The following is a 25,139-nucleotide window of genomic DNA, read 5'->3' as shown; positions in this document are numbered from 1 at the left end:
TGCTTCATTTTTTAGATTATCAGCTTAATTTCTGATTCTTAACTTACGGTTGAACAGATAGGCGAGACCACCGATGATACCGCAACCTACCAGCATTGTGATGAATGGCATGGTTGGGTTAAAGTAACCAGTTGTCGCTTCACCGTGGCTGGGATAACCAATAATAAATTTCAAGAAGTTTTCAAGCCCCGTGTAATTATAGTTCGATTGATTGCGAGTCATAATGATGACCATTATCCAAATAATAAGCATGCCAATGATGGGAGTGCCAATGATTAAAATCGTTTTGGCCCATTTACCAAATAACGCGAGTAAGGTCCCACAAGCGATGCCGGTAAGGCCAACGCCAATGTAGAAAATCCAGTTAAAGCATAAGCTAGCTAAAATGTTTAGCCAGACCTGATTTCCCAGCGCATGGCTATACAGCGAATAGCCCGTTCTCATCAACGCGGTGTTGGTGCTCCAGTGTAAATACGGAGCATGAATACCGTAGTAATAAATGGCATTGATGATGACAAGCAAACCACTAAGCATGAGTAATGCGAATACTCGAGCTTGAAAGTAGGTTTGTCGGGAAATCCCATTTTGGATTAAGAGCTTAAAGTTGTCGTAAGTGAGTGACCCCACAATAAAGATAAGCATGAAGAAGAGTGGCCCGAGGCTTAGGCTAGCAAAATTACCAAGTGGAGAATACTGCCGAATATTACCCGTAATAACTGCAAATAGTAGTGGTAGTATTCCGAATACGACGAATAAAGCGAGTACCGACCACCCCGTCATTTTCAATTGTTCCGTTAATAAATAACGGGTGGTGTTGCGAACCTTAATTGACATGAGCGGCGGCCTCCTCCTTGGTATTAGTCAGGTTAACAAATAGTTTTTGTAGGTCCAGATGCTCGACCGTGACCGTATCAGGAATTGGTCGGTCGTTATCTAATGGCCCGTAAACGTAGTGGGCCGTAATTCCGCCAAGATGATCCTTGCCGATAATATTTAAACCATCCGTATAAGTGCTGACATCAGTTTGTGGACCAGTTACCGCGTAAGATTGCCCTAGGATGTCGGTGACATCACCATCAACAATAATATGATGATGGTCCAGCACAAAGACATGTTCAATCAAGTTCGTAATTTCTTCAATGAGATGAGTCGAAATCACGAATGTGCGGGGATGGTCACTATAGGTTTCAATCAGTTCTTGATAGAAAATTTCGCGGTGATTAGCATCCAGACCGAGGACTGGTTCATCTAAAAAGATGTATTCAGCCGGTACACATAACGCAATAATCAGTTTAAAAATTGTTCGGTAACCCGTCGATAATTTGCCAAATCGCGCGTTTAAATCGAGGCCAAAGGTTTGTGCTAGTTTTTTAGCATAAGTGTCATTAAAATCACCATAGAGTAGTGCGGTGGTTTTAAACAGTTGTTTGACCCGGGAACGCTCAGAATAGAGGTTAACTTCACTCATCAAGTAAACCTTTCCTAACGTGCGGTCGTTATCACACATGGATTCGTTGTCCATGGTGACCGTTCCGCTGTCAGCAAAGATACGATTGCTGATAATGTTCAGCAAGGTACTTTTACCAGCACCATTGCGGCCTAGCAAACCGTAAATCGTGTTTGGTTTGATCGTTAGGTTAAGATTATCCAGGACGGTTTGACCGCGAAAGGCCTGCTGGACAGCCTGAACTTGAATACTCATGATTCGGAAAACCCCCGTTCAATTAATTTAGCTAATTCATCTTGCGTAATGTGGAGCTTTTGTGCTTCAGCGACTAGTTTTTTAACGTAGTCGGTGTAGAACTGATCCCGGCGCTTTTCAACGATTCGTTGTTGTGCACCGGCGATGACAAACATCCCGACCCCACGCCGTTTTTCAATCAGTTGGGCATCAACTAGAATATTCATGCCCTTAAGCACGGTCGCAGGATTAATATGAAATTCTTTAGAAATCTCGGTTGTCGAAGGAATTTGTTCACCTTCAGCGAAGGTTTCCGTAAAGATAGCTTCTTCAATTTGGTCGGCAACCTGCAAGTAGATTGGTTCCGTGCTATTAAAGTTGAACTGCATTTTATTCACCTCATTGCAGTGATTGCCCTATTTCGTTGTGGCCTTTTGTTGCGGCTGGTGCAGTTGTCGTTCGGTACGATCGATCCGGGCAGCAATCCAACTAGAGAGTAGGAGGAGGGTGCCCAGTACGGCCAGTAGAATGTCTTGATGTTCAAAGATAATCTGGGTGGCTAAACCGAAGTTAACGCTCAGCCACAGAAGCGGCATGAGCGCCCCTAACCAGAATTGACGACGACTTGCGAGCACGTAACGGTGTAATGGTGTAATAACGATTAATAAAGCGACTAATCCAAAGTATACCATGATTTTTCCCTCCTCCGAAAGGTTATTGTAAAACGATTCGCCGATAGATGGTGATCGTAATGAGATAGTAAAGTAGGTAGAGACCGGCAAAAATCAAGAATGGTAACCAAATTCCGGTATATGGTGAGGTAACCATTATGATTTTGAACATTTGTAACCCAAACAAGACGTGTACAATACCAACGATTCCAGGAAGAATAAAGAGCACAGCAATTTCTTTGTTAATGGCACCGTTGAGCTGGCGTCTAGTGGTTCCAACTTTATCGAGCATCTTGTAACGGTGTTGATCAGCATCGGCACCAGACAGAATCTTGAACATCAGGCAACTAGCTAGCATTGCAAGAAAGGCGATTCCGAGGAACATACCCATAAATTCCAGCCCGGAGTACATGCCGTTAACCATTAGATACATCGCATAGCGACCTCCAAATTGTTCAGGGCTGGTAGTGTGAAAGTGATGTTTGGCCAGTTTGTTCAATGCAACGCGATGTTCGATAACGTTGTTGGTAGTAAACACAGTTAGTCGCTGTTCAGGCTGGGCAAGTTTCGCGTACGCCGTTTTTGATAAAAATACGGGTGTTGCGGTTGCCATGACACCACTCTGAAGCTGCATCAGTTGATAATTATCTTCTGATTTTTGTAATTTAGCCGCATTATTATGAACGGTATTAAAAGTCAGTTGATTCTTATTGCGAGTATGAATAGTCGTGAATGGTTGCCGATTGAATTCAGCAGCTTGGAAATAAACGACTTTCTTGGTTGCTTTGAAATGATAGGTCGCCGTTGTCTTGGGCTTCATCGCTGCAATTTGTGCTTTTTCAGCGGTACTAGCGTTGACCAGTCCCATATCATAAGCGTTATTAATATTAGCCATTGATGGAATTTGACTGTGAAAGCCCATTCCAACTGTAATTGCGCCGAGAGCTAGTGCGAATAGCATTGCGACAATTGACAGCATCTTAGTGTAATTACGAATTCTAAAGCTTAGCTGTGATAAGGTGAAGCCATTCAAACCACGTTGGGCAAATGAGAATCGTTTGAGTGCGACCATTAACCAGACAAAAATAGCGTTAAACAGCAGATAAGTTCCAAGAACAATTGTGACGAGCGCAATTCCAATTCCCATCAGTTGCAAAATTTTCAGGTTAGCCATTGACCAGTAACCAATTGCAATTGAAATGACACCGACGACAATTTCGATGAGTTGACGGGCTGGTTTTAGTTGTGGCCGGTTAGGTTGATCATTACTGTGTAGTAATTTCAAGGCTGGTGTCTTGGTCAGGGATAGCAGGTTGAATAAACCGGCAATTAAGAACAATCCAACGTAGAGTAACAGTGTCGCAATGGCAGCTGGCGTGTACCAGGCTGTAAAATGGTGAAGCGTCAGGCCTAGACTGTTAATCAGAATCTGGCTTACGCCGACAGTTAAGGCTGTTCCCACAAGAATGCCGACAATGGTTGCAGTGATACCGACAAGTAGTGTTTCCAGCCAAATTAATTGACCAATCTTACTTTTGCGTGCACCAACGAGCATGAAGAGCCCGTGGTCTCGCTTACGCATACTTAATAAGAATGAGTTAGCATAGCCAATGTAGACTAATGTGATGATTGTGAGTAGTACGGAACCAAATTGGAAGATGAGGCCGACCATACTAATACTCGTATTTTGTTTTAAGAAATCTTGGTTAGTGGCCAGTGCTTCAAACATATAGAAGATTGCGCTAGACATGATCAGTCCTGAAAAGAGAACGAGGTAGTCGCGCCAACGGTGTTTTAAGCCGGTCATGGCAAGTTTAGTTAACATAGTTTAAAGGACTCCTTTTACTGTTTCGGCTTACTGTTCAAACGTCCCTAGGTTGTCGAGGACTTGTTGATAAAAATCACTGCGGCTTAAATCCCCACGTTTAAGTTCTTGCCCAATCCGGCCATCTTTGATGAATAAGATTCGTTGACAGAAGCTAGCTGAAAATGGATCATGGGTCACCAGCAAGATAGAGACAGCCCGTTCTTGGTTGATTTTGGTGAACAGGTCGAGTAATTCACGCGCTGACTTAGAATCAAGGGCACCAGTTGGTTCATCACCAAATAGAATAGCGGGGTCATTGATTAAGGCTCGTGCGGCTGCCACACGTTGCTTTTGACCACCAGATAATTCATTAGGATAGTTTGATAGGAATTCTTCAATTCCCAATTGGTGTGCGACTTTTTCGACAGCTGGCTTGATCTTTTTGACTGGCGTATTTTGCAGCGACAATGGTAGGGCGATATTCTCGTAAGCAGTCATAGTTTCTAATAAGTTGAAATCTTGGAAGATAAACCCAATCTCTTTGGCCCGGAAATCAGCAAGTTGATTGCCTTTCAGATGTGTAATCGGTTGTTGATGAATAGTCACTTCACCGCTAGTTGGTTGGTCCAGTGTGGCCAGCATATTGAGCAAGGTGGTTTTCCCTGAACCAGATACGCCCATGATTCCGACAAATTCCCCTGGTTGCACATTGAAATTAATGCCTTTTAACGCTTCGTATTGTTTGCTGCCCGCCTTACCATACGTTTTGTGCAGGTCGCTGACGGTCATGATTGGTGTGGTTGTCATTTTAAATACCTCTCTTAAGTTATTTGGTTAATTACTTATGTAACTAACTATAAAGGCAACTAACGCGAGTGTCAATCATTATTTTCTCGCTTGATAGTCATTGGGACGTCAAACGCTGATTTATCAACGTCTAGCGAGTAGTCAATCGGTTAGCCCTGAGACTGAAATTGAGTAATAAGGTGCACTGAGGTTAGTGACTTCGTCCTGAAGGGGTAACTAACCGACGAACCGATTAACGAACTAGTTGATAAGTGAACTAATTGAGTGACTAGCACTATGTAGGCTAATAAAACGTACTGATCTGGTTGCTAGGTTTTGTAAATTGTTTGAATGGTTGATAGTTTTTTTAGTTGATATCACTTGTATGAGAATCTAAGGAAGTTGTCATGAAGAACCAGTGAGGGTGGATTGCAATTAGGCGATGGCAAGCCTAAAATAATTTTACTGTTAGATGTGCGTAGGCACGTGAAAAGATGAGGAGGAGTATTCTTGAAGAAGATTTTGGTATTACACACTGGTGGCACCATTGCGATGTCGGCTGATGAATCCGGCAATGTGACCCCCGGAGATGAAAATCCTTTAGACAATTATCAGAGTTCATTTGGCACGGATATTGAGTTAGAGACTGAGGACGTCTTTAACGTGCCGTCGCCGCACATCACCCCGGCACGGATGTTGCAGTTAAAGCAACGGATCGATAAGGCCGCACACGAAGGGGTCGATGGGGTGGTTGTGACTCACGGTACGGATACGCTAGAAGAAACGGCGTATTTTCTAGATCTTACTTTACCGAATGAGCTCCCCGTTGTGATTACCGGCGCAATGCGGTCCGCCAATGAGATTGGGTCGGATGGTCTGCATAATCTCGAAACGGCGATTCAAACGGCTAGTACACCGGATGCGGCCGAAAAAGGTGTTTTAGTGGTTATGAATGATGAAATCCACTCGGCCCGCTACGTCACTAAGACGCATACGACCAACGTGGCCACTTTTAGAACACCGACTTTTGGCCCGATTGGGTTAGTCGCTAATAAAGGCATTGTCTTTTTTGAATCATTACTACGGTCAACGGTTTGCCCGATTCAAACGGTCACAGATAATGTTTTTCTGATCAAAGCATATGCCGGGATGGGACCAGAACTATTTGACGCCATTGCGCAACCCACGACTCATGGCGTAGTCATTGAAGCGTTGGGAGCGGGGAATTTGCCGCCGGCGACGTTACCAGCTGTGCAAAAATTATTAGACATGCAGATTCCGGTTGTACTGGTTTCCCGGTGCTTCAACGGTATCGCTCAGGATGTCTATGCTTATGAAGGTGGCGGTGTTCAATTAAAACAAATGGGTGTGATTTTTTGTCAGGGATTGAATGGACAAAAAGCCCGGATTAAGTTACTGGTGGGTGTCAGTGCCGGTATGTCGACCGATGAGCTAGCTCGATTTGTAGCGACTGCCAATTCATAATCGACGTGGCGCCCCTTTGAGCCCTGCGCAACCCGTGTATGGGCTACTCGTGACACAAAATTGTTGGATAGTTTGATCGCCAGTAGTCATAGCGGACGATCAATCATAAAAAAACTGAGCCATCACTTCATCATTATGAAGGGTGGCTCAGTTTTTTATCAGCTAAAGCTAAAGATACTATTGATTGATCAGATTTTGACGAATGAGCCGGGCAACATATGCTTCGTGAAGCAGGTCACCGTGACTAATTGATTTTTGGTTAACAGTCATGGCGGTATAGCGGGTAACATTGTTCATAAATAAGTTGCCACCAGCGTTCACACTGCTGAGCGGTACGATATCGTCGTTACCCTCGCCAGTGTCACCGGCAATGTTGATGACCGCATGCAATTTCTTGAATTGGTTCTTGTGATCAAGAAGTGGTGTATAGAGCGTTTTATCAGGATGTGCAGCATCAGTACCCAAGAATGGGGTGCCAATCAACATCAAATCGTGGACTGCTAATGGTTTGGACGAGCTCAAACCTGCTAGATAGCGACTCCAGATCAGGCCACCATTTGAATAACCGAGTGCGTTGGCCGTGGTGAGATGTTGGTGACGTTGCAAATAACGAATAGCTTTGGCTAAGCCGTTCGTTTGGGTCATAATGTTCTCTGTTGAGTCCGTGCTATCTTCGAAAAAGATCACGATGAGGGCATCGTTAAGGTTGGTGTTCTCGACGCGTTTTTCTTTAAACGCCAATTTTTGGTTCGCCTTAACAGTCAGGGTGATGAGCGGATGGTGCTGTTGCTCATTAAGTGAACGGACGATGTCATCAAAGTCAGTCCGCGTGCTGCTACTACCTCCAATCATGATCAATGGCCGTTTTTGCGCAGTAATCACGTGACTGACTTTATCTTGATGGATTTGTGTTGTCAGTCCGAGACCGACGATCAATAAAAGAAATAGGCCACTTGCAATCAAGCCCCAGATTACTTTCTTAGGCATCAGCTCACCCCATTAAAATTATTTAGAAACGTTCGGCAATGATTGGCCGATCGTTTAACGGTTGAATCTTGCGGTTATTAGCGGCAAATAATTGCTGATAAGCAGCTAATTGTTGTTCACCAATCATGACAGTATCGGCACAGACATACCATTCAACGGTTTCACTTAGTGGCGGCGTCGTCAATGAGCCCAAGTAGTGATAGACCGTCCCGGTATCTGGGAGGAGCTCAGTTAAGTTGACCGGTGTTGTCAGTTCATGGCTCGTTTGGGCTGTGAACTGGTCAAGTAAGCCTTGTAAACTAGAATTAGGCTTGCCAATCCGTCCAAAAACGGCGACGACGGCGAGCTGGCCGGTAGCACTTTGATGAACGAGATGCCATTCGATTGGTGCGGCTTGCCCATCGATTAAGTGTTCTGCCGGCGTATGAAAGTGAATCTGTTGAAAGGCAAAGTCGCGGTCGTTCAAATAAGCGGCACCAATTCCACTAGCCTTCAAAGTTGTCGCTTCGCCCGTAATCGTTTTGGCTTGGTACAAGCCTCGCCAGCTGATGGCGGATAGCTGTGAAGACTGAACGTGTTGTGTTTGAATATCGATTGGTGACTGATGTTGACCACTAGTCATGGGCCAATCAGTTTGGTGTGCATAATCAAATGTCATCGAAAGATCCTCCGTTATATTATTCAGTGAATATTTTTTATTTAGTGCCAGTATGGAAATTTATGGCTAATCGGTCCAAGGTTGTGATGCTGTTTGTCAGCAAACGTGTTCTGGATTCGACGGGCCGTCGCTGGCTATGTAACTTACATTATAGCACGCGTTGATGTCGGTTGGTGTCGATGGTGCTAACGAATTATCTTGGAAATAAAGCGACTGATTCGGTGATTGGGGCACCGTTAAACTGACCGATAATGTTAGAATAGAAAATGAAAAGTTAACAGATAGGTGGTTTCAAAAATGACAAATCAACGTGTATTAACTGTACCAGGTGGCATTAATTTCCGTGAACTCGGTGGTTACTCGACTAAAGACGGTCGAAAAATCAAGTGGCATAAGGTCATTCGGACTGGTGGACTTGATCAATTAACGCCAGCCGGCCAAGCTTTGCTGGATGATTATGGCGTCCGCTACGATATTGACTTTCGTTCACCACAAGAAGTCTTAGATGCGCCAGATCGAATTCCTGCCAATGCTAAGTACGTGTACGCACCAGTGTTCAATGTGGACGAAACGCGGAATTCTGACGGTACTGACAAGATGACGGCTAACTTGGAGAAGCATCCAGATAGTGGATTCAAGCACATGCTAAAGGTCTATCAGATGGTGGCCGACGAGCAACATGCCAAGGACGAGTATCGCCGGTTCTTTGATAATCTACTTGCAAATGATCAACCCGATTCGACGTTACTATTTCACTGCACTGCGGGAAAAGATCGGACCGGAATGGGGGCGGTATACCTGTTAACCGCACTCGGAGTCGATTTTGAAACGATCAAGCAGGATTATCTCTTAACTAATCAGGCTTCGATTGGCCGGATCAATGGTGCGATGGCCGAAGCACGTGCTCAGGGCGCATCAGATGCAACGGTCGAAAGTATTCGGGCCCTCTGGTCAGTTGATGCGGCTTATTTGGACGCCGCTATGACCGAAATTAAACGACAATCGGGTAATTTAAACCACTATTTACACACTGAGCTTAAATTAACTAACAATGAAATCAATGATTTGCAACGGATTTATTTAGAATAGGAAGTGTGACGATGCGCTATCTTGCAAGCTCCAGCCATGATATTCGCACGAATCTTGCCATTGAGACTTACTTGATGGAACATGCCGATTTGACGGAACCGATTCTATACTTTTACATTAACGCCCCCTGCATCATTGTTGGCCGTTACCAAAATGTCAAGGCAGAGATTAACCAGGACTATGTTGACGCACACCACATTACATTGACGCGGCGAACTTCTGGTGGTGGAGCGGTTTATGATGACCTTGGAAATGTCAGTTTTAGTTTTATTACTAAGGACGACGGGGACGGTTTTGGTAACTTTAAGCGGTTCACAGCACCAGTTCTAAAGGCTTTACACGCGATGGGGGCCACTGGTGCGACGATGAGTGGCCGCAATGATTTATTGATTGATGGCAAGAAGTTCTCAGGAAATGCCATGCACGTTGAGAATGGCCGGATGTTCTCCCATGGAACGCTGATGTATGATGTCGACCAGACGCAAATTGCGAAAGCTCTTACGGTGCCGACCGATAAGTTGGCCTCTAAGGGTATCAAGTCGGTCCGAAGTCGAGTCACGAACTTGAAACCGTACATGGCGCCGGCTTATCAGCACTTGACGATTGAGGAATTTCGCGATACGTTGGCCCGTGAAATCCTGGGCGTGGCTGATTTGAGTCAAGCTAAGACGTATCAGTTAGATGAAACGGCACTGGCAGGGGTAGCAGCACTGAACCAACAATATTTTACCAACTGGGATTGGATTTACGGTCAGTCACCAGCGTTTACAGTTAAGCAGCGCCGGCATTTTGATGCTGGGACCGTCGAGTTTCAGTTAAACGTGGTGGCAGGGCGCATCGAAGCAGTTACGATTTATGGCGATTTCTTCGGTGCAGAACCGATTGCTCCCGTCGTTGCACGGTTGACTGGTGTGAAATATGAACGGCAGGCGATTATGACGGCGCTAGCACCGTTGGACTTAACCCATTACTTTGGTCGAATTGCCCCGGCGGATTTGATTGATTTGATCGTAGCGTCGTAGCTTTGTGAAAAAATTTGTTAAGCAGATATAATTGCGGCAACGTTGCGCGGATACTGAATTTACTTGATTGCACGGATAAGCCTAATATCAGTGAGTTCAGTTGTTTGCATAGTAAAACTGAAAGCGCTTAAAATTATTTTGCTTTCTTTAGTGAAATCTACTACAATATAGTTATTGACTAAGAAATTATATAATATTTGACTATTTGATCATAGAAGGAGTTGTTCTCAATGCACAAATTTATCGCGATGGTTGGAACTAATTCAGATGAGTCGACCAACCGTAAGTTGTTGCAATATATGCAGTCCCACTATGCGGATCAAGCAGAGATTGAATTAATGGAAATCAAGGGTCTACCAATCTTCAATAAGCCCGAAAATCATGAAATTCCGGCACAGGCGCAAGCAATGGCGGATAAGATCGAACAAGCTGATGGTGTGATTATTAGTACACCAGAGTATGATCATTCGGCTCCCGCGGCATTACTGAATGCTCTCGAATGGTTATCATTCCATATCCAGCCCTTCGTGGACAAACCCGTCATGATTATTGGGGCCTCATACGGGGCACTCGGCACATCACGGGCTCAAGCACATCTGCGGCAAGTTTTGGATTCACCAGAATTACGGGCGCGGATCATGCCAAGTTCAGAATTTATGCTTGGTCATTCATTGCAAGCCTTTGATGACCAGGGGAATTTAACGGACCAACAGAAAGCGACGAAGCTCGATGGGTTGTTCAAGGATTTCCAAGTCTTTGTCGAAATCACGAAAAAATTAAAGAATGCCAACGCGACGACGTATGAAGAAGTTCGTGAAATGGATTGGGAAAAATTATAGAGAGGGCGACGACGATGAAATTAGTTGGAATTGCGGGTTCAATTGAAGATAAGTCTTATAATCGGTTACTGTTAAAGTTTATTGCTAATCATTTTAGTGACATGGTTGATATTGAAATTTTGGATATTCAAGATGTACCAATGTTTAATCAGAGTGATGATCAAACAGAAGGTGAAGCTGTTCAATATTTGAAACGAAAGATCATGCAGGCGGACGGGGTCATTATTGCGACACCTGAACATAATCATACAATTACTGCTGCACTTAAAAGCGTGATCGAATGGTTGTCGTTTAAAATTCACCCGATGTCAGGGAAACCCGTATTGATCGTTGGCGCTTCTTACTATGATCAAGGTTCGTCGCGGGCACAGTTGAATCTACGCCAGATTTTAGAGTCACCGGGTGTTGATGCTGTGGTCATGCCTGGTAATGAATTTTTGCTCGGCGAAGTTAAGCAGGCTTTCGATGACCAAAACAATCTGAAGGATGCTCGGACTGTCTCGTTCTTACAAGAAACGTTAGGCAAGTTTCTGAAGTTTGTAAAGATGGTCAACGCGATGGATGCGGAAGCACACGCTGATGATTGGAAGAATGAAGACCTTGAGGCTAAGGGCGAAGTTGAAACGACAATCAAGGGCGTCAACATGCATGCGGCTGATTGGGTCGAACAAGCGGCTGCCAAGACCCATGCGGCTGAGGGTGACGACTACGTTAAGCTCGATCGGGGTGTGCTGACCGTCAACCAATTAAATTGGTTCCTCAACTCGATGCCAATGGAATTGACGTATGCCGATGCCAACAACCAATTTTTATACTATAACCATCAAATGGATGGCGACAAGATGTTAGCTTCACGGACACCTGCTCAAGCCGGTAATCCACTAGCTGACTGTCATCCAAAGCGGGCCGTACCTGGTGTTAAGCGAGCGGTACACATGCTACGAACCGGTGAGACTGATCTCTTCAAGTTACCGGTACCTGGTATCCCTAATAAGTATGTGATGCACTATTATCAAGCTTTGCATGACGATAAGGGTGAGTACAAAGGTATCAACGAGTTTGTGCTCGACCTCTTACCAATCGTGAAGTATTACCTGAAGCAGACGGGCCAGATGTTAGCACCTGATCCAGATGCTAAGACGGACGCCGTTTCAGGAGCTTCATCGAAGGCGAAGGAAACGAAGCCTGATGCTGCCCCAGCGGTGGATGATGTCTCTGGCGCTTCAGCCGATACGGAAGCCGCACCAGAAGCACCAACCAAGCCTGAAGCACCTGATGTCGATAGTGTTTCCGGCGCTTCAGCAAAATAATTAGTACCTTAAAAAGTCTCGAGGAATCGCTTCCTTGAGACTTTTTTTGCGTTATTTTGGTCACTTCAATCCGATCCTTTAGGAAAGCGTTCGCAAATTAAGTTGTTGATTGTTTTTAAGTTCAGCGGCAGTCAGTTTATCCCCGCTATAAATAGTCTGAGTTAGCATAAACATGCTTAGTTGCTCGTCCTACGCCGATTCCCAGTCATTGCTGTTAATTGTTGGTGCGCACCGACAAAAGTTAATGGCCCGTTTCAACGGATAGTTGTTGATAATGGTAGCAGTAAGTTTGTTATGGTGGAATTTAGATGATGACGGATTGTTCGGAAATTTCAATATTAATAATATTATCAAAATAGTCGCTTGAAATCAGTTGATAACTTTTTCCAGACACCGGAAACCTGCAAACAGTGAGGTAATTCGTACATGTTGAGGTAGCATTAATCTAATTATCAATTTCATTAACACGAACATTAAAACGTTAATTAATAGATAAAGTTAAGAAATTCGTTGACAGTGTCCCGCCTGATTGCTAAACTAATGGTGAAAACAGGGAAAGAGGGATCATGATGGCGAAAGTTGGTTTGATTATGGGGTCAATTTCTGATTGGCCGACCATGCAATTAGCGGCAGAACAGTTAACGGCACTGGGAGTCTCTTATGAGCGTCACGTTATTTCGGCCCACCGAATGCCCCAGACATTACAATCCTATGGTGAAGAAGCAGCGTCACGGGGAATTCAAGTTATTATTGCGGGTGCGGGGGGCGCTGCCCATTTACCCGGGATGCTAGCTGCCAATACACTACTCCCGGTAATTGGGGTGCCCATTAAGACCCATACGTTGAACGGAGTTGATTCGTTATTGTCAATCGTACAGATGCCAGCTGGCGTACCCGTGGCGACGATGGCGATTGGTGATGCGGGGGCTAAGAATGGTGCGCTAATGGCCGCCCAAATTATCGGTTTACGGGAACCACAAGTACAACATGCAATTGGAGAATTTCGTGCTCGTCAACGTCAGGAGGCTGAACAAAGTGAACGCCAATTTTAAGGAAGCACTCTTACCACCCGCAACGATCGGAATCGTTGGTGGCGGTCAACTCGGTCAGATGATGACGCTTAGCGCGAAGGCGATGGGCTATCGGGTAGGTGTCCTTGACCCGACACCCAAAGCACCGGCAGCCCAGGTCGCAGATTTTCAGATTGTTGCGGCTTATGATGATCAGGCGGCTTTACTTGATCTAGCGCGCCGTAGTGATGTCTTGACCTACGAGTTTGAAAACGTTGATGAGAATGCTTTGATTGCTGCGCAAGCCTATGCAAAGTTACCGCAGGGCACTGCACTCCTGCATATTACTGGAGATCGTCTTAATGAGAAGCAATTTCTTCATGATCATGGCATCCCAGTCACATCTTTCGCACCGGTGACGGATTTACAGTCATTAAATTACGCCCTCAACCGTGTTGGTACGCCGGCAATTCTCAAAACGGCGGCAGGTGGCTACGATGGTCACGGACAAACGGATCTAGACACAGCAGTGGTGACAAAATCCGCTAGTGCCTTATTGACACAGCCGTGCATTCTAGAGGCGCGGCAGAAATTTCGAACAGAAGTTTCCATGATGGTGACGCGTAGTGCTGCTGGTGTTGTTACGACTTTTCCGTTAGTTGAAAATCAGCATCAACATCATATCTTACACACAACGATTGCCCCAGCTAATGTTCAGCCCAGTGTTCATAGTGCGGCCCGCAAAATTGCGGTTTCGATTGCTGAATCCCTGGAACTACGCGGCGTGCTAGGAATCGAATTCTTTGTTTTACCGGATGATACTTTATTAGTCAATGAACTGGCACCACGCCCACATAATTCTGGTCACTATACGATTGAGGCCTGCAACATCTCGCAGTTTGAGGCCCATATTCGAAGTATCTGTGGCTTACCGATTCCGGCCATTACGCAGACCAGTCCGGCAGTGATGCGTAATCTGCTAGGTGATGACTTAACAGTGGCACGTCAACAGTTGGTTGAACACCCAGAATGGCATTTTCACGACTACGGTAAGGCGGCCATTAAGCCCCAGCGCAAGATGGGTCATGTCACCGTATTAAATCACGATATTGACGCAGCATTAGCGTCGGTGGCAAATTTGAAAGGGGAACAATAATAATGACGGCAGCGATTGAGAAACAAGCTTTGCTTTACACGGGTAAAGCGAAAGCGATGTATGCCACTAATGATCCTGAAATTCTATGGGTCGAATACTTAGATCAAGCAACAGCGCTAAATGGTAAGCGGAAGGTTCCCATTGACCAGAAAGGCCGATTGAATAATCGCATCGCGAGTTTGATTTTCAAAGACTTAGCCAATCACGGCATTGCCAACCATTTTATTGAGCAACCTTCAGACTACGTGCAACTTGTCCGTCGCGTGACCATGATTCCCTTGGAGACAGTTGTTCGGAATGCGGCTTCGGGTAGTTTTGAGCGTAAATTTGCCGTGCCACACTTAACCAAATTTGCAGAACCAGTACTGGAATTTTTCTATAAGAGTGATCAGCTGGATGATCCATTTATCAATGATTCACAAATCCACGCGCTAAATGTTGCAACACCGGCAATCGTGGCGGAAATTAAACGGCAGGCCTTACAGGTTAACCAGCGTTTGACGGCAATTTTTGCGGCGATGGGGGTACAGCTCGTTGATTTTAAAATCGAATTTGGGTTGACGACCACCGGTAAAGTCTTGCTGGCTGATGAAATCTCACCAGATAGTTGTCGGTTAGTCGACCTAAAGACCGGTGCATCGCTTGATAAGGATGTCTTCCGCAAGGATCTAGGCGACTTGACTAGTGTTTATCAGGAAGTATTGACGCGGCTAGCAACCGTTGAGGAGGCCTAACATGTACTTAGTTAAAATCTATGTGACTTATAAGCAATCAATTCTAGACCCCAAGGGTGAGGCGATTCATGATGCCTTACACCGACTTGGATATACGAATGTCGATGCCGTTGAATTAGGTAAGTATTTTGAGGTGAAAATTCACGCGGATGATCGGCCAGTTGCCGCTGAAATCGACGAGATGTGTGATCGCTTGTTAGCCAACGTTAATATGGAAACTTATCGTTACGAAATTACTGAGATGGAGGCTTTGTAATGATGAAATTTGCCGTACCAGTCTTTCCTGGTTCTAATTGTGATCATGACATGGTGAATGCCTTGCGCGATATTTTACACGTTACGGCTGATTTGATTCCGGCGACAGCGACCTCATTAGCAGGTTATGACGCGGTGGTGTTACCTGGTGGCTTTTCGTACGGTGATTATTTACGGAGTGGTGCGATTGCCCGCTTTGCGCCCATCATGCCGGCCGTTATTGCATTTGCTAACGCTGGTAAACCAGTCATCGGAATCTGCAATGGCTTTCAAGTCTTGACCGAAGCCGGATTATTACCTGGTGCATTGCAGGCCAATCGCTCAGCGAAGTTTATTTGTCAGGACAGCCCATTACGAATTGCCAATCATGAGACGATTTTTACCACCGCATACGGATCGACAGATCAAATTAGTTTACCGATTGCCCACGGCGAAGGCAATTATTATTGTGATGAGGCCACCTTGGCGCAATTACGTGCTAATCATCAAATCATCTTCGAATACGTCGAGAATCCAAATGGCAGCACGGCTAATATTGCTGGCATTACAAATGAAGCGGGAAATGTGCTTGGGATGATGCCCCATCCGGAACGGGCCGTGGAGATGATCTTAGGTTCCACGGACGGTCTCAGAATTTTTCAATCGGTCATTGCGAGTCAAGAGGAGGTCACCCATGCTTAAAAAGCAACCATTATCACCTACAGATGTTCGCGATTCTAAGGTCTATCGGGATTGGGGCTTAACCGATGCTGAGTATCAATTATTAACGGATAAGGTCCTTCAACGCTTACCTAACGAGACTGAAACCGGGTTGTTTTCCGGCATGTGGAGCGAACATTGCTCCTACAAGAATTCAAAACCAGTCTTGAAAAAATTTTGGACGCAGGGTGAACAGGTACTTGAAGGGCCTGGTGAAGGCGCCGGTATTATCGACATCGGTGATGGTCAGGCCGTGGTCTTTAAAGCTGAAAGTCATAATCATCCGTCTGCAGTTGAACCTTATGAGGGTGCGGCAACGGGTGTGGGTGGTATCATACGGGACATCTTTTCGATGGGGGCCCGGCCGATTGCGCTGCTGGACAGTCTTCGCTTTGGGGAACCGACTGATGCTCATACGAAATACTTGATTTCGCAAGTAGTCGCCGGCATTGGCGGTTATGGCAACTGTATTGGAATTCCGACAATCGGTGGTGATACGGTATTTGATGCGAGTTATCAGAAGAACCCGTTGGTGAACGCCATGTGTGTTGGAATCTTGGATCAAGCTGATATTCAGAAGGGCCAAGCAACAGGAATTGGCAACGCCGTTATTTATGTCGGCGCAAAAACGGGGCGTGACGGCATTAACGGTGCGTCCTTCGCCTCTGCTGAATTTAATGACGCCAATGAAACCCAGCGTTCCGCGGTTCAAGTTGGTGATCCCTTTATGGAAAAATTATTGATGGAGGCGTGTCTCGAGGTTATTCATGATCATCGTGATGTTTTAATCGGGATTCAAGATATGGGCGCGGCGGGCCTAGTTTCCTCCTCAGCCGAAATGGCGTCCAAAGCAGGCAGTGGGTTGTCACTGAATCTTGACTTGGTACCACAACGTGAAACTGGCATGACGCCGTTTGAACTGATGCTCTCTGAATCACAGGAGCGGATGTTACTATGTGTCAAAGCTGGTGCCGAAGCAGAAATTTATCAAGTCTTTGAAAAGTACGGTCTTGATGCTGTCACAATTGGTAAAGTGACAGCCGGCCACCAGTATCAATTATTCCATCATGGTAAGTTAGTTGCAGATGTTCCCGTCGATGCACTTGCGACCAAAGCGCCGGTCTATGAACGCGAAAAGAAACGACCAACGCGCTTGAACCATCAGAGCCATCATCAATTTATGCCACGACTAGTTGATGCAACTGGCACATTGAAGAAGATGCTCCAACAGCCAACGATTGCTTCCAAAGCGTCGTTATATGGAACGTATGACTCGCAGGTCCAAACGAATACGGTCGTCAAGCCGGGTTCCGATGCGGGGGTCATACGGATTCGACATACGGATAAGGCGTTGGCGGTCACCACCGATGTGGAAGCTGCTCGAAACATTGTCGCTTCCGGTGGTCAACCTTTAGGCATCACTGATTGCTTGAACTATGGTAATCCAGAGAAACCTGAACAATTTTACGATTTGGACGAATCGGCGATGGGCATCGCTCGTGCCTGCCAATTATTCAATACGCCCGTGATTTCTGGCAATGTCTCGTTGAACAATGAATCGAACGGGGAAGCCATCTATCCCACCCCAATGATTGGGATGGTCGGGTTAATTAAGCATCAGAAAGATATTACGACTAGCGATTTTAAACACGCTGGCGATGCAGTCTACGTGTTAGGTACCACAGAAGCCGATTTCAATGGTAGTGAGCTGCAAAAGATGTTGACGGGAACAATCAGTGGCGAGCTGTTTGATTTTGACCTTGTGACTGAAAATCGTAATCAGCGTCTATTGTTAACTGCGATTCAAAAAGGACTAGTTGCTAGTGCCCACGACGTTTCTGAAGGTGGCTTGATTACGACGATTGCCGAATCATGTTTTCCACAAAATATCGGGGTGGAACTGGCCAGTGACTTGCCCGCTGCCAACTTCTTTGCGGAAACGCAGTCACGATTTGTTATCTCGGTGACACCAGCACAGCAAGCCGCGTTTGAAAGTTTAATGGAACCATATGTGACCTATTTAGGACGAACAACTGCAACGGATCGGCTACACGTTCAAACTGCTGATCAGGCGTTTGATATTAAGGTTAGTTTCGCCAAACAGTTGTGGGAAGGGGCCTTACCATGCCTACTGAAGTAAGAAGTCTGAATGAAGAATGTGGCGTCTTTGGGGTTTGGGGCTCGCCGGACGCCGCCCAATTAACGTACTTTGGGCTCCATGCGTTACAACACCGGGGGCAAGAAGGAGCCGGTATCACGGCGAATGATCACGGCAAACTGCAGACGGAACGCGGACTAGGGTTGTTGGCTGATGTCTTTCGGGACCCACGGCGGTTGGCACGTTTGACGGGTCAAGCTGCAGTCGGCCATGTACGTTATGCCACGGCTGGTAATCATGGATTGGAAAACATTCAACCCTTGGGTTTTAATTTTAGCGACTCACAGTTTGCACTCGCACATAACGGCAATTTGACGAACGCGGTGACACTGCGGCGACGGTTGGAACAGCATGGTGCCATTTTTCATGCTAGTTCTGATAGTGAGATTTTAATGCATCTGATTCGACGCAGCCCCGCAGCAACGTTAACGGAACAGGTTAAGGATGCTTTACGTCAAGTCCACGGAGGCTTTGCTTACTTACTACTAACGAATGATTGTTTGATTGCCGCTTTGGATCCTAACGGGTTACGACCATTAGTCGTCGGTCAGTTACCCACGGGCGGGTACGTCGTTTGTAGTGAAACTTGCGCGCTTGATACGATTGGTGCGACGTTTGTTCAAGATGTTCAGCCGGGAGAATTGTTAACGATCGATGATCATGGTTTGACGATCGACCATTATACGACTGATACACAGTTGGCGATTTGTTCAATGGAGTTTATCTACTTTGCACGTCCAGATTCTGATATTCACGGCGTCAACGTCCATTCTGCACGTAAACGAATGGGTGCTCAGCTCGCTGTTGAACAGCCCGTGGACGCCGACATTGTTGTCGGGGTACCCAATTCATCTTTATCAGCGGCGACCGGCTATGCGGAAGCGAGTGGCCTGCCTTACGAGATGGGATTAATTAAAAATCAATATTCGTCACGGACCTTTATTCAGCCGACCCAAGCATTGCGAGAACAGGGGGTTCGGATGAAGCTTTCAGCGGTCAAAGGTGTTGTCGCTGGTAAACGAGTCGTCTTAATCGATGATTCGATTGTACGTGGTACCACCAGTCGGCGGATCGTCAAATTATTGAAAGATGCGGGTGCAAAGTCAGTTCATTTACGAATTGCATCGCCACCATTACGCTATCCATGTTTTTACGGTATCGATATTCAATCGACTAATGAATTGATTGCGGCTCAGCAAACGATTCGGGAGATGTGTCAGACGTTTGGTGCGGACTCACTTGGTTTTCTCAGTGAACAGGGCGTCGTTGATGCAGTTGGCTTGTCGACCACCGAACCGTATGGTGGACTATGCATGGCCTATTTTAATGGGGATTATCCAACGGCCCTGTATGATTACCAAGCCGAGTATGATGCGGAAATTGCGCAATTACAAGCCAATCATGAAGGGGTGATCAAGTGAGCGATGCGTATAAGCGGGCTGGCGTTGATATCAACGCTGGTTACGACGTCTTAAAGACGGTCAAACAAATGAGTGGCAATCAGCAATTAGGCGCGTTTGGGGGGGCGTTTCCACTTAGTCCGGATGCAACTGCCAACGATCCCGTGTTAGTAGCGGGGACGGATGGTGTGGGGACTAAGCTCTTAGTCGCAATCGCTGCTGATCAACATACCACGATTGGAATTGACTTGGTCGCAATGTGTGTGAATGATATTTTGGCACAAGGCGCGACCCCCCAGTTCTTTTTAGATTACTTAGGTCTTGGACATACGGATCAGAAGCGGGTCAAAGCCATTTTGACTGGCGTCGTCACGGGCTGTCAGCAGGCCCATACAGCGTTGATTGGTGGCGAGACTGCGGAGATGCCCGATATGTATGGTCAGGACCATTACGACCTCGCTGGTTTTGCGGTCGGAATTGCGAACCGCGCGGACCTGTTATCACCAGCAAATGTTCGGGCTGGGGACGTCTTGATTGGGTTGCCGTCTAATGGCCTCCACTCGAATGGGTTTAGTCTAGTTCGTGATATTTTATTCAAACAACACGACTACCAATTGACCACGGTTTTTGACGAACTTGGTCATGATTTACAAACGGAACTTTTACGACCAACGACCATTTACGTTGATGCAGTTCAACCATTATTACAGCAGAAATTAGTGACGAGTATCGCCCACATTACCGGGGGCGGCTTGATTGAGAACGTCGCCAGAGCGTTACCGGCGGGCTTGAGTGCGCACCTTGAATTGGGTCAATGGCCGGCACCGCCGATTATGACGTTATTGGCCGAACTCGGTGGGCTGACTGCTACGGATCTTCGGTCGACCTTTAACTTGGGCTTGGGAATGGTTCTGATCGTTCACTCCGACCAAGTGGCAGCTGTGACGGCTAATTTGACGGCCAACGCTCAGTCCTATTATCGAGTTGGAACAGTCCAAACTGGTACGACACCCGTTGTTTTTGAGGAGGCTGAGCATGCCTAATAAAATTGCAGTATTTGCTTCGGGTAATGGCACCAACTTTGTTGCACTCCACCAAGCGATTATTGAACGACAATTACCGGTAGTGATTGGGTTACTTGTGTGTGATCAACCGACAGCGCCGGTAATTGACAAGGCCCGGGCAGCTAACGTACCGATATTAATTGTTGATTTTCATGATTATGCGAATAAAGCGGCCGCGGAAGCAATCATTTTGACGGCCTTGCAAGCACGGCAAATTGAACTGGTATTATTGGCCGGGTACATGCGCATTATTGGTCCGACCCTCTTGAATGCGTATGCTCATAAAATCATCAATATTCACCCAGCATTGTTACCAAAGTTTCCTGGTCGTCACGGCATCGAGGATGCTTTTGCCGCTGGTGTGACTGAGACGGGCGTTACCATTCACTATATCGATGCCGGAATCGATACCGGGCAAATTATTGCCCAGCGGGTCGTTCCGGTTGCACCAGACGATACGCTAGCCAGCCTGGCGACCCGGATTCATGATTGTGAACACCAATTTTATCCAGATGTATTACAGACACTCATTAATGAAGGAGCAATTTAAGATGACAAAACGTGCGTTGTTAAGTGTTTCTGATAAACAGGGATTAACTGATTTTGCGAAGGGCCTCGTTGCCCTTGACTATGAATTGATTTCAACGGGTGGGACCAAAAAGGCACTGGAAGCAGCTGATATTCCAGTCATCGGAATCGAAGAAGTGACCGGTTTTCCTGAAATGCTTGACGGTCGGGTCAAAACGCTCCATCCTAAGGTTCACGCCGGACTATTAGCACGACGTGACCTGCCAGCGCACATGGCGCAACTAAAAGCAGCTGGTATTCAACCGATTGACATGGTCGTGGTTAACCTGTACCCATTCAAAGCGACCATTCAACAACCAGACGTCACACAAGCTGAAGCTATTGAACAAATCGATATTGGTGGTCCGTCGATGCTGCGTTCCGCAGCTAAGAACTTTGCCGCGGTACTGCCAATTGTTGATCCTGCTGATTATGAGCAGATTCTGGCTGATTTGCAGACGGACGCGGTCACACCGGCACTCCGTCAACGATTAGCGGCCAAAGTTTTTCAACATACTGCGGCCTATGATGCCTTGATTGCCCAATATTTAACGACTGAAGAATTTCCAGAAAAGTTGACCCTTACTTATGATAAGAAGCAGGCCCTGCGTTATGGTGAAAATAGCCATCAAAAGGCTGCCTTTTACGAAAATGCTTTACCGACGCACTTCTCGATTACGGGTGCCAAGCAAATTCATGGGAAAGAGCTTTCTTACAATAACATCAAGGATGCGGATGCTGCCTTGCGGATGGTCAGTGAATATCAACAGCCGGCCGTAGTTGCAATGAAGCACATGAATCCGTGTGGGGTTGGCTTGGGTACGACGATTGAGGCTGCTTGGGACAAAGCCTATGAAGCCGATTCGATTTCAATCTTTGGGGGAATCATTGCCTTAAATCGACCAGTCGATCTCGCAACGGCTGAGAAGATGCACGCACTCTTCTTGGAAATTATTATTGCCCCGAGTTTTGATGACGATGCCTTTGCTATTTTGGCCAAGAAGAAGAATCTGCGCTTGATGACGGTTGACTTTGAGCAAACGCACACGGCCGATAAGTTTGAAACGATTTCAGTCGGTGGGGGCTTACTACGTCAGGAGGTCGACGCGGCCTTCGAAACGCCAGCTGATTTTACCGTAGTTACCGTAACCCAACCGACACCTGCGCAGCTAAAAGCACTCGCTTTCGGCCAACAAGTTGTGAAGCACGTTAAGAGCAATGCGGTCGTTGTAACTACCGCAGATCGGACATTGGGAATCGGTTCTGGTCAGATGAATCGAATCGATTCAACTAAGATTGCCATTGGTAAGGCGATGAAACAAGCTGGCTACGAAAATGCTATCCTAGCTTCGGATGCGTTCTTCCCAATGGATGATTGCGTCGAATATGCTGCGCAGCACGGCATTCGTGCAATCGTGCAACCAGGTGGTAGTATTCGTGATAAGGATTCGATTGCCATGGCCGACCGTTATGGTATTGCGATGGTCACCACTGGTGTTCGACACTTCCGGCATTAATGAAAGGATGGGTGCGTGCATGGCAAACGTATTAGTAGTTGGTGGTGGTGGTCGCGAACATGCCATTGCCAAGGCAATGATGGCAAGTCCGCAAGTCAGTACCGTCTATTGTGCACCCGGTAATCCAGGCATGATCCGGGATGGTATTCGGACACTAGCGATTGACGAAATGGACTTTGCGGGGTTGGTCAACTTTGCACGGGCCAATACGGTTACCCTGACCTTCGTCGGACCCGAAGTACCGCTAGCCACGGGCATTGTTGATTACTTTCAAGCAGCCGGCCTGGCTATCTTTGGCCCCAACCAAGTTGCGGCACAGTTGGAAAGTTCTAAGGTATTTGCGAAGGCCTTCATGAGTCGCCATCACATTCCGACGGCCGACTACCGGCAATTTCATGAATTGGATTCGGCACTAGCTTATAGTCATGAACAAGCGGTGCCGCAAGTTATCAAAGTCGATGGGCTGGCAGCTGGTAAAGGGGTGACGGTTGCGACGAGTTATGAACAAGCCGCGGCAGCGATTAAGACGGCCTTTAAAACTAGTTCGACGGTCTTGATCGAGGACTACGTTGCTGGCTTTGAGTTTTCCCAAATGGTTTTGGTTGGTGGTGAGCACTATGCGTTATTACCGACCGCCCAAGATCATAAACGGTTACAGGACCATGACCGGGGACCGAACACGGGTGGTATGGGGGCCTATTCACCAGTACCGCAAATCACGCCCGCGGTTATCGATCAAACGATTGCGACAATTATTGAACCGACGATTGCAGGTCTCAAAACCGATGGGTTAAGCTTTGAAGGGGTCATCTATGTTGGGGGAATCCTGACTGCGACCGGTGTTCAAGTTATTGAATATAATTTGCGACTGGGTGATCCTGAAACGCAGATCTTATTACCACAACTACAGAGTGATTTTTATCAAGTCATCGTCGACTTACTGCAACATCGGCAACCACACGCGCAGTGGCAAACGACGGCAACTTATCTTGGCGTCGTACTAGCTGCTCCCGGTTATCCGGGACCAACTGAAGCCGGTGTACCGGTTCCGACGGTTGCTGGTGCGGATTATGCTAGCGTTGCGGGTACCCCGGATCAATTAGTCAGTGCGGGTGGCCGGGTGATGATGGTTACCGCAAGTGCCCCGAGCTTGGTCGCAGCACAGCGGGCTGTTTATCAACAAATCGACCAACTCAGAGTCGGTAATCTAGTGTACCGAACTGATATTGGCGTTAAGGGGATGACAGCGTCCCACGATTAGCGCTTGACATTCGGTGAGCACCATTCTATGCTGGAAACATTACTTAAATTCGTCATAAAAGAATAATGGTTGGTGTTGGCAGTTAAAGGCTGACCCAAACGTTGAAATCGTCCTTTTTAAGCAGTAGGGGACGATTTTTATATTGGCAGAATGCAATTAATTTGGAGGCTAAACGGGCATGGAATTTGGCACATTGATGATGATGGTTAGGCACCGTGTACATGGTTGGCAAATGGCAATGCGGTCTCAAAAAGGGTTGCATCGGGGCACAACAACGTTGAATATTAACGCGGCGGGACTTAAACGGATGGAGGACGCTGCTTTTATGCATCATATTCGGAAACCGGTTGATAAGTCGCATAATCTAAATTGGTGGCACTTTAACTTTTTCTGGGGGCTACAAGGCATCACCCAATCCGGGATAGGTTTGGTGCCGGCGCTCGCGTTGACCGGTAAAATCAGTGGCTTCAACCATCCTGCCGTTGCGCATTTTGAATTCATGGGCAATCAAATCAGTGGTGGAACTGTGGATAAACAAATTTTGCCCGCTCCCGAGCTGTGCTTGGCAGAACTCAAACGGTCCGATAATGCGCGCGCACTTAATCGAGTCTATCAATCAGATACGGAAATGGTGCATGACTTGGCCGCAGCCTACCACCAGATCATGAGTGACTTGTATCGAGTTGGTGCGCGGACGATTCAGCTGAATCGCCAGGGCCTCGGCAGTCAGCAAGGGTGCTCAATTACTGAACTTGGCACACAGGTAAGTCGTGAGGCCGTTCGTGATTTACCTGCCGATCTCTGCGTTGAGTGGCACGTGACACATGGGACCTGTTACTCAGCGTAGCTAGTCACAGGGTGGCCTGGGCAGCTCCGTTTGCATAGCTAAGAAAACGATCAAAAGGGATTAATATTAAAACGTGCACTTACCTGAGTCAGTTATCACTCAGGTAAGTGCACGTTTTTGGTTGGGCTGGTTGCAA

Annotated in this window: 25 protein-coding genes; 17 read left to right on the top strand and 8 right to left on the bottom strand. The window is 46.6% G+C overall.

The annotated features are described in order from the left end of the window. Positions 1 to 24 precede the first annotated feature (24 nt). From ACOV1R_RS01520 to ACOV1R_RS01495, 6 genes are read right to left on the bottom strand one after another with little or no spacing between them, the layout of a single operon-like run. A complete protein-coding gene (locus tag ACOV1R_RS01520) occupies positions 25 to 834 on the bottom strand; it encodes an ABC transporter permease (RefSeq protein ID WP_011101902.1) in 810 nt (269 codons plus the stop codon). Further along, complete coding sequence (locus ACOV1R_RS01515; protein ID WP_003642573.1) at positions 824 to 1,702, bottom strand: ABC transporter ATP-binding protein; 879 nt, start codon at positions 1,700 to 1,702, stop codon at positions 824 to 826. Before ACOV1R_RS01515 ends, ACOV1R_RS01520 begins: the two co-directional genes overlap by 11 nt. Further along, positions 1,699 to 2,070, bottom strand: a complete 372-nt coding sequence (locus tag ACOV1R_RS01510; RefSeq protein WP_003642574.1) for a GntR family transcriptional regulator — start codon at positions 2,068 to 2,070, stop codon at positions 1,699 to 1,701. Before ACOV1R_RS01510 ends, ACOV1R_RS01515 begins: the two co-directional genes overlap by 4 nt. 27 nt (positions 2,071 to 2,097) lie before the next feature. After that, positions 2,098 to 2,373 (bottom strand): hypothetical protein, encoded by a 276-nt coding sequence (locus tag ACOV1R_RS01505; protein ID WP_003642575.1) that lies wholly within the window; start codon positions 2,371 to 2,373, stop codon positions 2,098 to 2,100. A 22-nt stretch (positions 2,374 to 2,395) separates the two neighbouring features. Continuing rightward, the gene (locus ACOV1R_RS01500) at positions 2,396 to 4,177 is read right to left on the bottom strand and encodes an FtsX-like permease family protein (RefSeq protein WP_021356952.1); all 1,782 of its coding nucleotides are present in this window, start codon (positions 4,175 to 4,177) and stop codon (positions 2,396 to 2,398) included. A gap of 30 nt (positions 4,178 to 4,207) precedes the next feature. Next, positions 4,208 to 4,966 carry an ABC transporter ATP-binding protein gene (locus ACOV1R_RS01495; RefSeq protein WP_027822319.1) on the bottom strand — a complete coding sequence of 253 codons (759 nt, stop codon included), beginning with the start codon at positions 4,964 to 4,966 and terminating at the stop codon, positions 4,208 to 4,210. Positions 4,967 to 5,455: 489 nt separating this feature from the next. Here ACOV1R_RS01495 and ACOV1R_RS01490 point away from each other — a divergent pair, with 489 nt between their 5' ends. Next, positions 5,456 to 6,430: an asparaginase gene (locus tag ACOV1R_RS01490; RefSeq protein ID WP_003642578.1), complete on the top strand. Its 975-nt coding sequence runs from the start codon at positions 5,456 to 5,458 to the stop codon at positions 6,428 to 6,430. Between the two features lie 177 nt (positions 6,431 to 6,607). On the opposite strand, the gene ACOV1R_RS01485 is transcribed toward ACOV1R_RS01490, so the two are convergent. Continuing rightward, on the bottom strand, positions 6,608 to 7,417 hold the full coding sequence (locus ACOV1R_RS01485) for an alpha/beta hydrolase (RefSeq protein ID WP_011101900.1): 810 nt from the start codon (positions 7,415 to 7,417) through the stop codon (positions 6,608 to 6,610). 22 nt (positions 7,418 to 7,439) lie between these two features. After that, the gene (locus ACOV1R_RS01480) at positions 7,440 to 8,075 is read right to left on the bottom strand and encodes a carbonic anhydrase family protein (RefSeq protein ID WP_015380741.1); all 636 of its coding nucleotides are present in this window, start codon (positions 8,073 to 8,075) and stop codon (positions 7,440 to 7,442) included. 297 nt (positions 8,076 to 8,372) lie between these two features. Between ACOV1R_RS01480 and ACOV1R_RS01475 the strand changes: the two genes are divergently transcribed. The 16 genes from ACOV1R_RS01475 to ACOV1R_RS01400 all read left to right on the top strand — a co-directional run bounded on the left by ACOV1R_RS01475 (position 8,373) and on the right by ACOV1R_RS01400 (position 25,003). Beyond that, positions 8,373 to 9,164 (top strand): tyrosine-protein phosphatase, encoded by a 792-nt coding sequence (locus tag ACOV1R_RS01475; RefSeq protein WP_015380740.1) that lies wholly within the window; start codon positions 8,373 to 8,375, stop codon positions 9,162 to 9,164. 11 nt (positions 9,165 to 9,175) lie between these two features. Beyond that, positions 9,176 to 10,186 carry a lipoate--protein ligase gene (locus tag ACOV1R_RS01470; protein ID WP_003644729.1) on the top strand — a complete coding sequence of 337 codons (1,011 nt, stop codon included), beginning with the start codon at positions 9,176 to 9,178 and terminating at the stop codon, positions 10,184 to 10,186. A gap of 230 nt (positions 10,187 to 10,416) precedes the next feature. Next, positions 10,417 to 11,025 carry an NADPH-dependent FMN reductase gene (locus ACOV1R_RS01465; RefSeq protein WP_003642583.1) on the top strand — a complete coding sequence of 203 codons (609 nt, stop codon included), beginning with the start codon at positions 10,417 to 10,419 and terminating at the stop codon, positions 11,023 to 11,025. Positions 11,026 to 11,039: 14 nt separating this feature from the next. Beyond that, positions 11,040 to 12,335: an NADPH-dependent oxidoreductase gene (locus ACOV1R_RS01460; protein WP_003644728.1), complete on the top strand. Its 1,296-nt coding sequence runs from the start codon at positions 11,040 to 11,042 to the stop codon at positions 12,333 to 12,335. 569 nt (positions 12,336 to 12,904) lie between these two features. Further along, positions 12,905 to 13,387 carry a 5-(carboxyamino)imidazole ribonucleotide mutase gene (gene purE / locus ACOV1R_RS01455; protein WP_003645861.1) on the top strand — a complete coding sequence of 161 codons (483 nt, stop codon included), beginning with the start codon at positions 12,905 to 12,907 and terminating at the stop codon, positions 13,385 to 13,387. Beyond that, complete coding sequence (purK, locus tag ACOV1R_RS01450; protein WP_027822323.1) at positions 13,371 to 14,501, top strand: 5-(carboxyamino)imidazole ribonucleotide synthase; 1,131 nt, start codon at positions 13,371 to 13,373, stop codon at positions 14,499 to 14,501. The genes purE and purK overlap by 17 nt, the downstream gene beginning before the upstream one ends. A gap of 2 nt (positions 14,502 to 14,503) precedes the next feature. Continuing rightward, complete coding sequence (gene purC / locus ACOV1R_RS01445) at positions 14,504 to 15,235, top strand: phosphoribosylaminoimidazolesuccinocarboxamide synthase (RefSeq protein ID WP_003642587.1); 732 nt, start codon at positions 14,504 to 14,506, stop codon at positions 15,233 to 15,235. Between the two features lies 1 nt (position 15,236). Then, entirely contained in the window at positions 15,237 to 15,491 is a 255-nt protein-coding gene (gene purS / locus ACOV1R_RS01440) for a phosphoribosylformylglycinamidine synthase subunit PurS (protein WP_003642588.1), read from the top strand. Continuing rightward, the gene (gene purQ, locus ACOV1R_RS01435) at positions 15,491 to 16,171 is read left to right on the top strand and encodes a phosphoribosylformylglycinamidine synthase subunit PurQ (RefSeq protein ID WP_015380736.1); all 681 of its coding nucleotides are present in this window, start codon (positions 15,491 to 15,493) and stop codon (positions 16,169 to 16,171) included. Before purS ends, purQ begins: the two co-directional genes overlap by 1 nt. Continuing rightward, positions 16,164 to 18,329 carry a phosphoribosylformylglycinamidine synthase subunit PurL gene (gene purL, locus ACOV1R_RS01430; protein WP_217203097.1) on the top strand — a complete coding sequence of 722 codons (2,166 nt, stop codon included), beginning with the start codon at positions 16,164 to 16,166 and terminating at the stop codon, positions 18,327 to 18,329. The genes purQ and purL overlap by 8 nt, the downstream gene beginning before the upstream one ends. Beyond that, a complete protein-coding gene (gene purF, locus ACOV1R_RS01425) occupies positions 18,314 to 19,768 on the top strand; it encodes an amidophosphoribosyltransferase (RefSeq protein ID WP_027822324.1) in 1,455 nt (484 codons plus the stop codon). The genes purL and purF overlap by 16 nt, the downstream gene beginning before the upstream one ends. Then, on the top strand, positions 19,765 to 20,790 hold the full coding sequence (purM, locus tag ACOV1R_RS01420) for a phosphoribosylformylglycinamidine cyclo-ligase (protein ID WP_015380733.1): 1,026 nt from the start codon (positions 19,765 to 19,767) through the stop codon (positions 20,788 to 20,790). The genes purF and purM overlap by 4 nt, the downstream gene beginning before the upstream one ends. Beyond that, positions 20,783 to 21,361, top strand: a complete 579-nt coding sequence (gene purN / locus ACOV1R_RS01415) for a phosphoribosylglycinamide formyltransferase (protein WP_003645867.1) — start codon at positions 20,783 to 20,785, stop codon at positions 21,359 to 21,361. The genes purM and purN overlap by 8 nt, the downstream gene beginning before the upstream one ends. Position 21,362: 1 nt before the next feature. Continuing rightward, positions 21,363 to 22,895 carry a bifunctional phosphoribosylaminoimidazolecarboxamide formyltransferase/IMP cyclohydrolase gene (gene purH, locus ACOV1R_RS01410; protein ID WP_011101892.1) on the top strand — a complete coding sequence of 511 codons (1,533 nt, stop codon included), beginning with the start codon at positions 21,363 to 21,365 and terminating at the stop codon, positions 22,893 to 22,895. Between the two features lie 19 nt (positions 22,896 to 22,914). Further along, on the top strand, positions 22,915 to 24,156 hold the full coding sequence (gene purD, locus ACOV1R_RS01405; protein WP_027822325.1) for a phosphoribosylamine--glycine ligase: 1,242 nt from the start codon (positions 22,915 to 22,917) through the stop codon (positions 24,154 to 24,156). Between the two features lie 178 nt (positions 24,157 to 24,334). Beyond that, the gene (locus ACOV1R_RS01400; RefSeq protein ID WP_021357035.1) at positions 24,335 to 25,003 is read left to right on the top strand and encodes a methionine synthase; all 669 of its coding nucleotides are present in this window, start codon (positions 24,335 to 24,337) and stop codon (positions 25,001 to 25,003) included. Positions 25,004 to 25,139: the final 136 nt, after the last annotated feature.

Source organism: Lactiplantibacillus sp. YT640 (assembly GCF_049745435.1).
GTDB classification, from domain to species: Bacteria; Bacillota; Bacilli; order Lactobacillales; family Lactobacillaceae; genus Lactiplantibacillus; species Lactiplantibacillus plantarum.
Note: the sequence above shows the minus strand (reverse complement) of the source record. Positions and strands in the feature narration are given on the sequence as shown.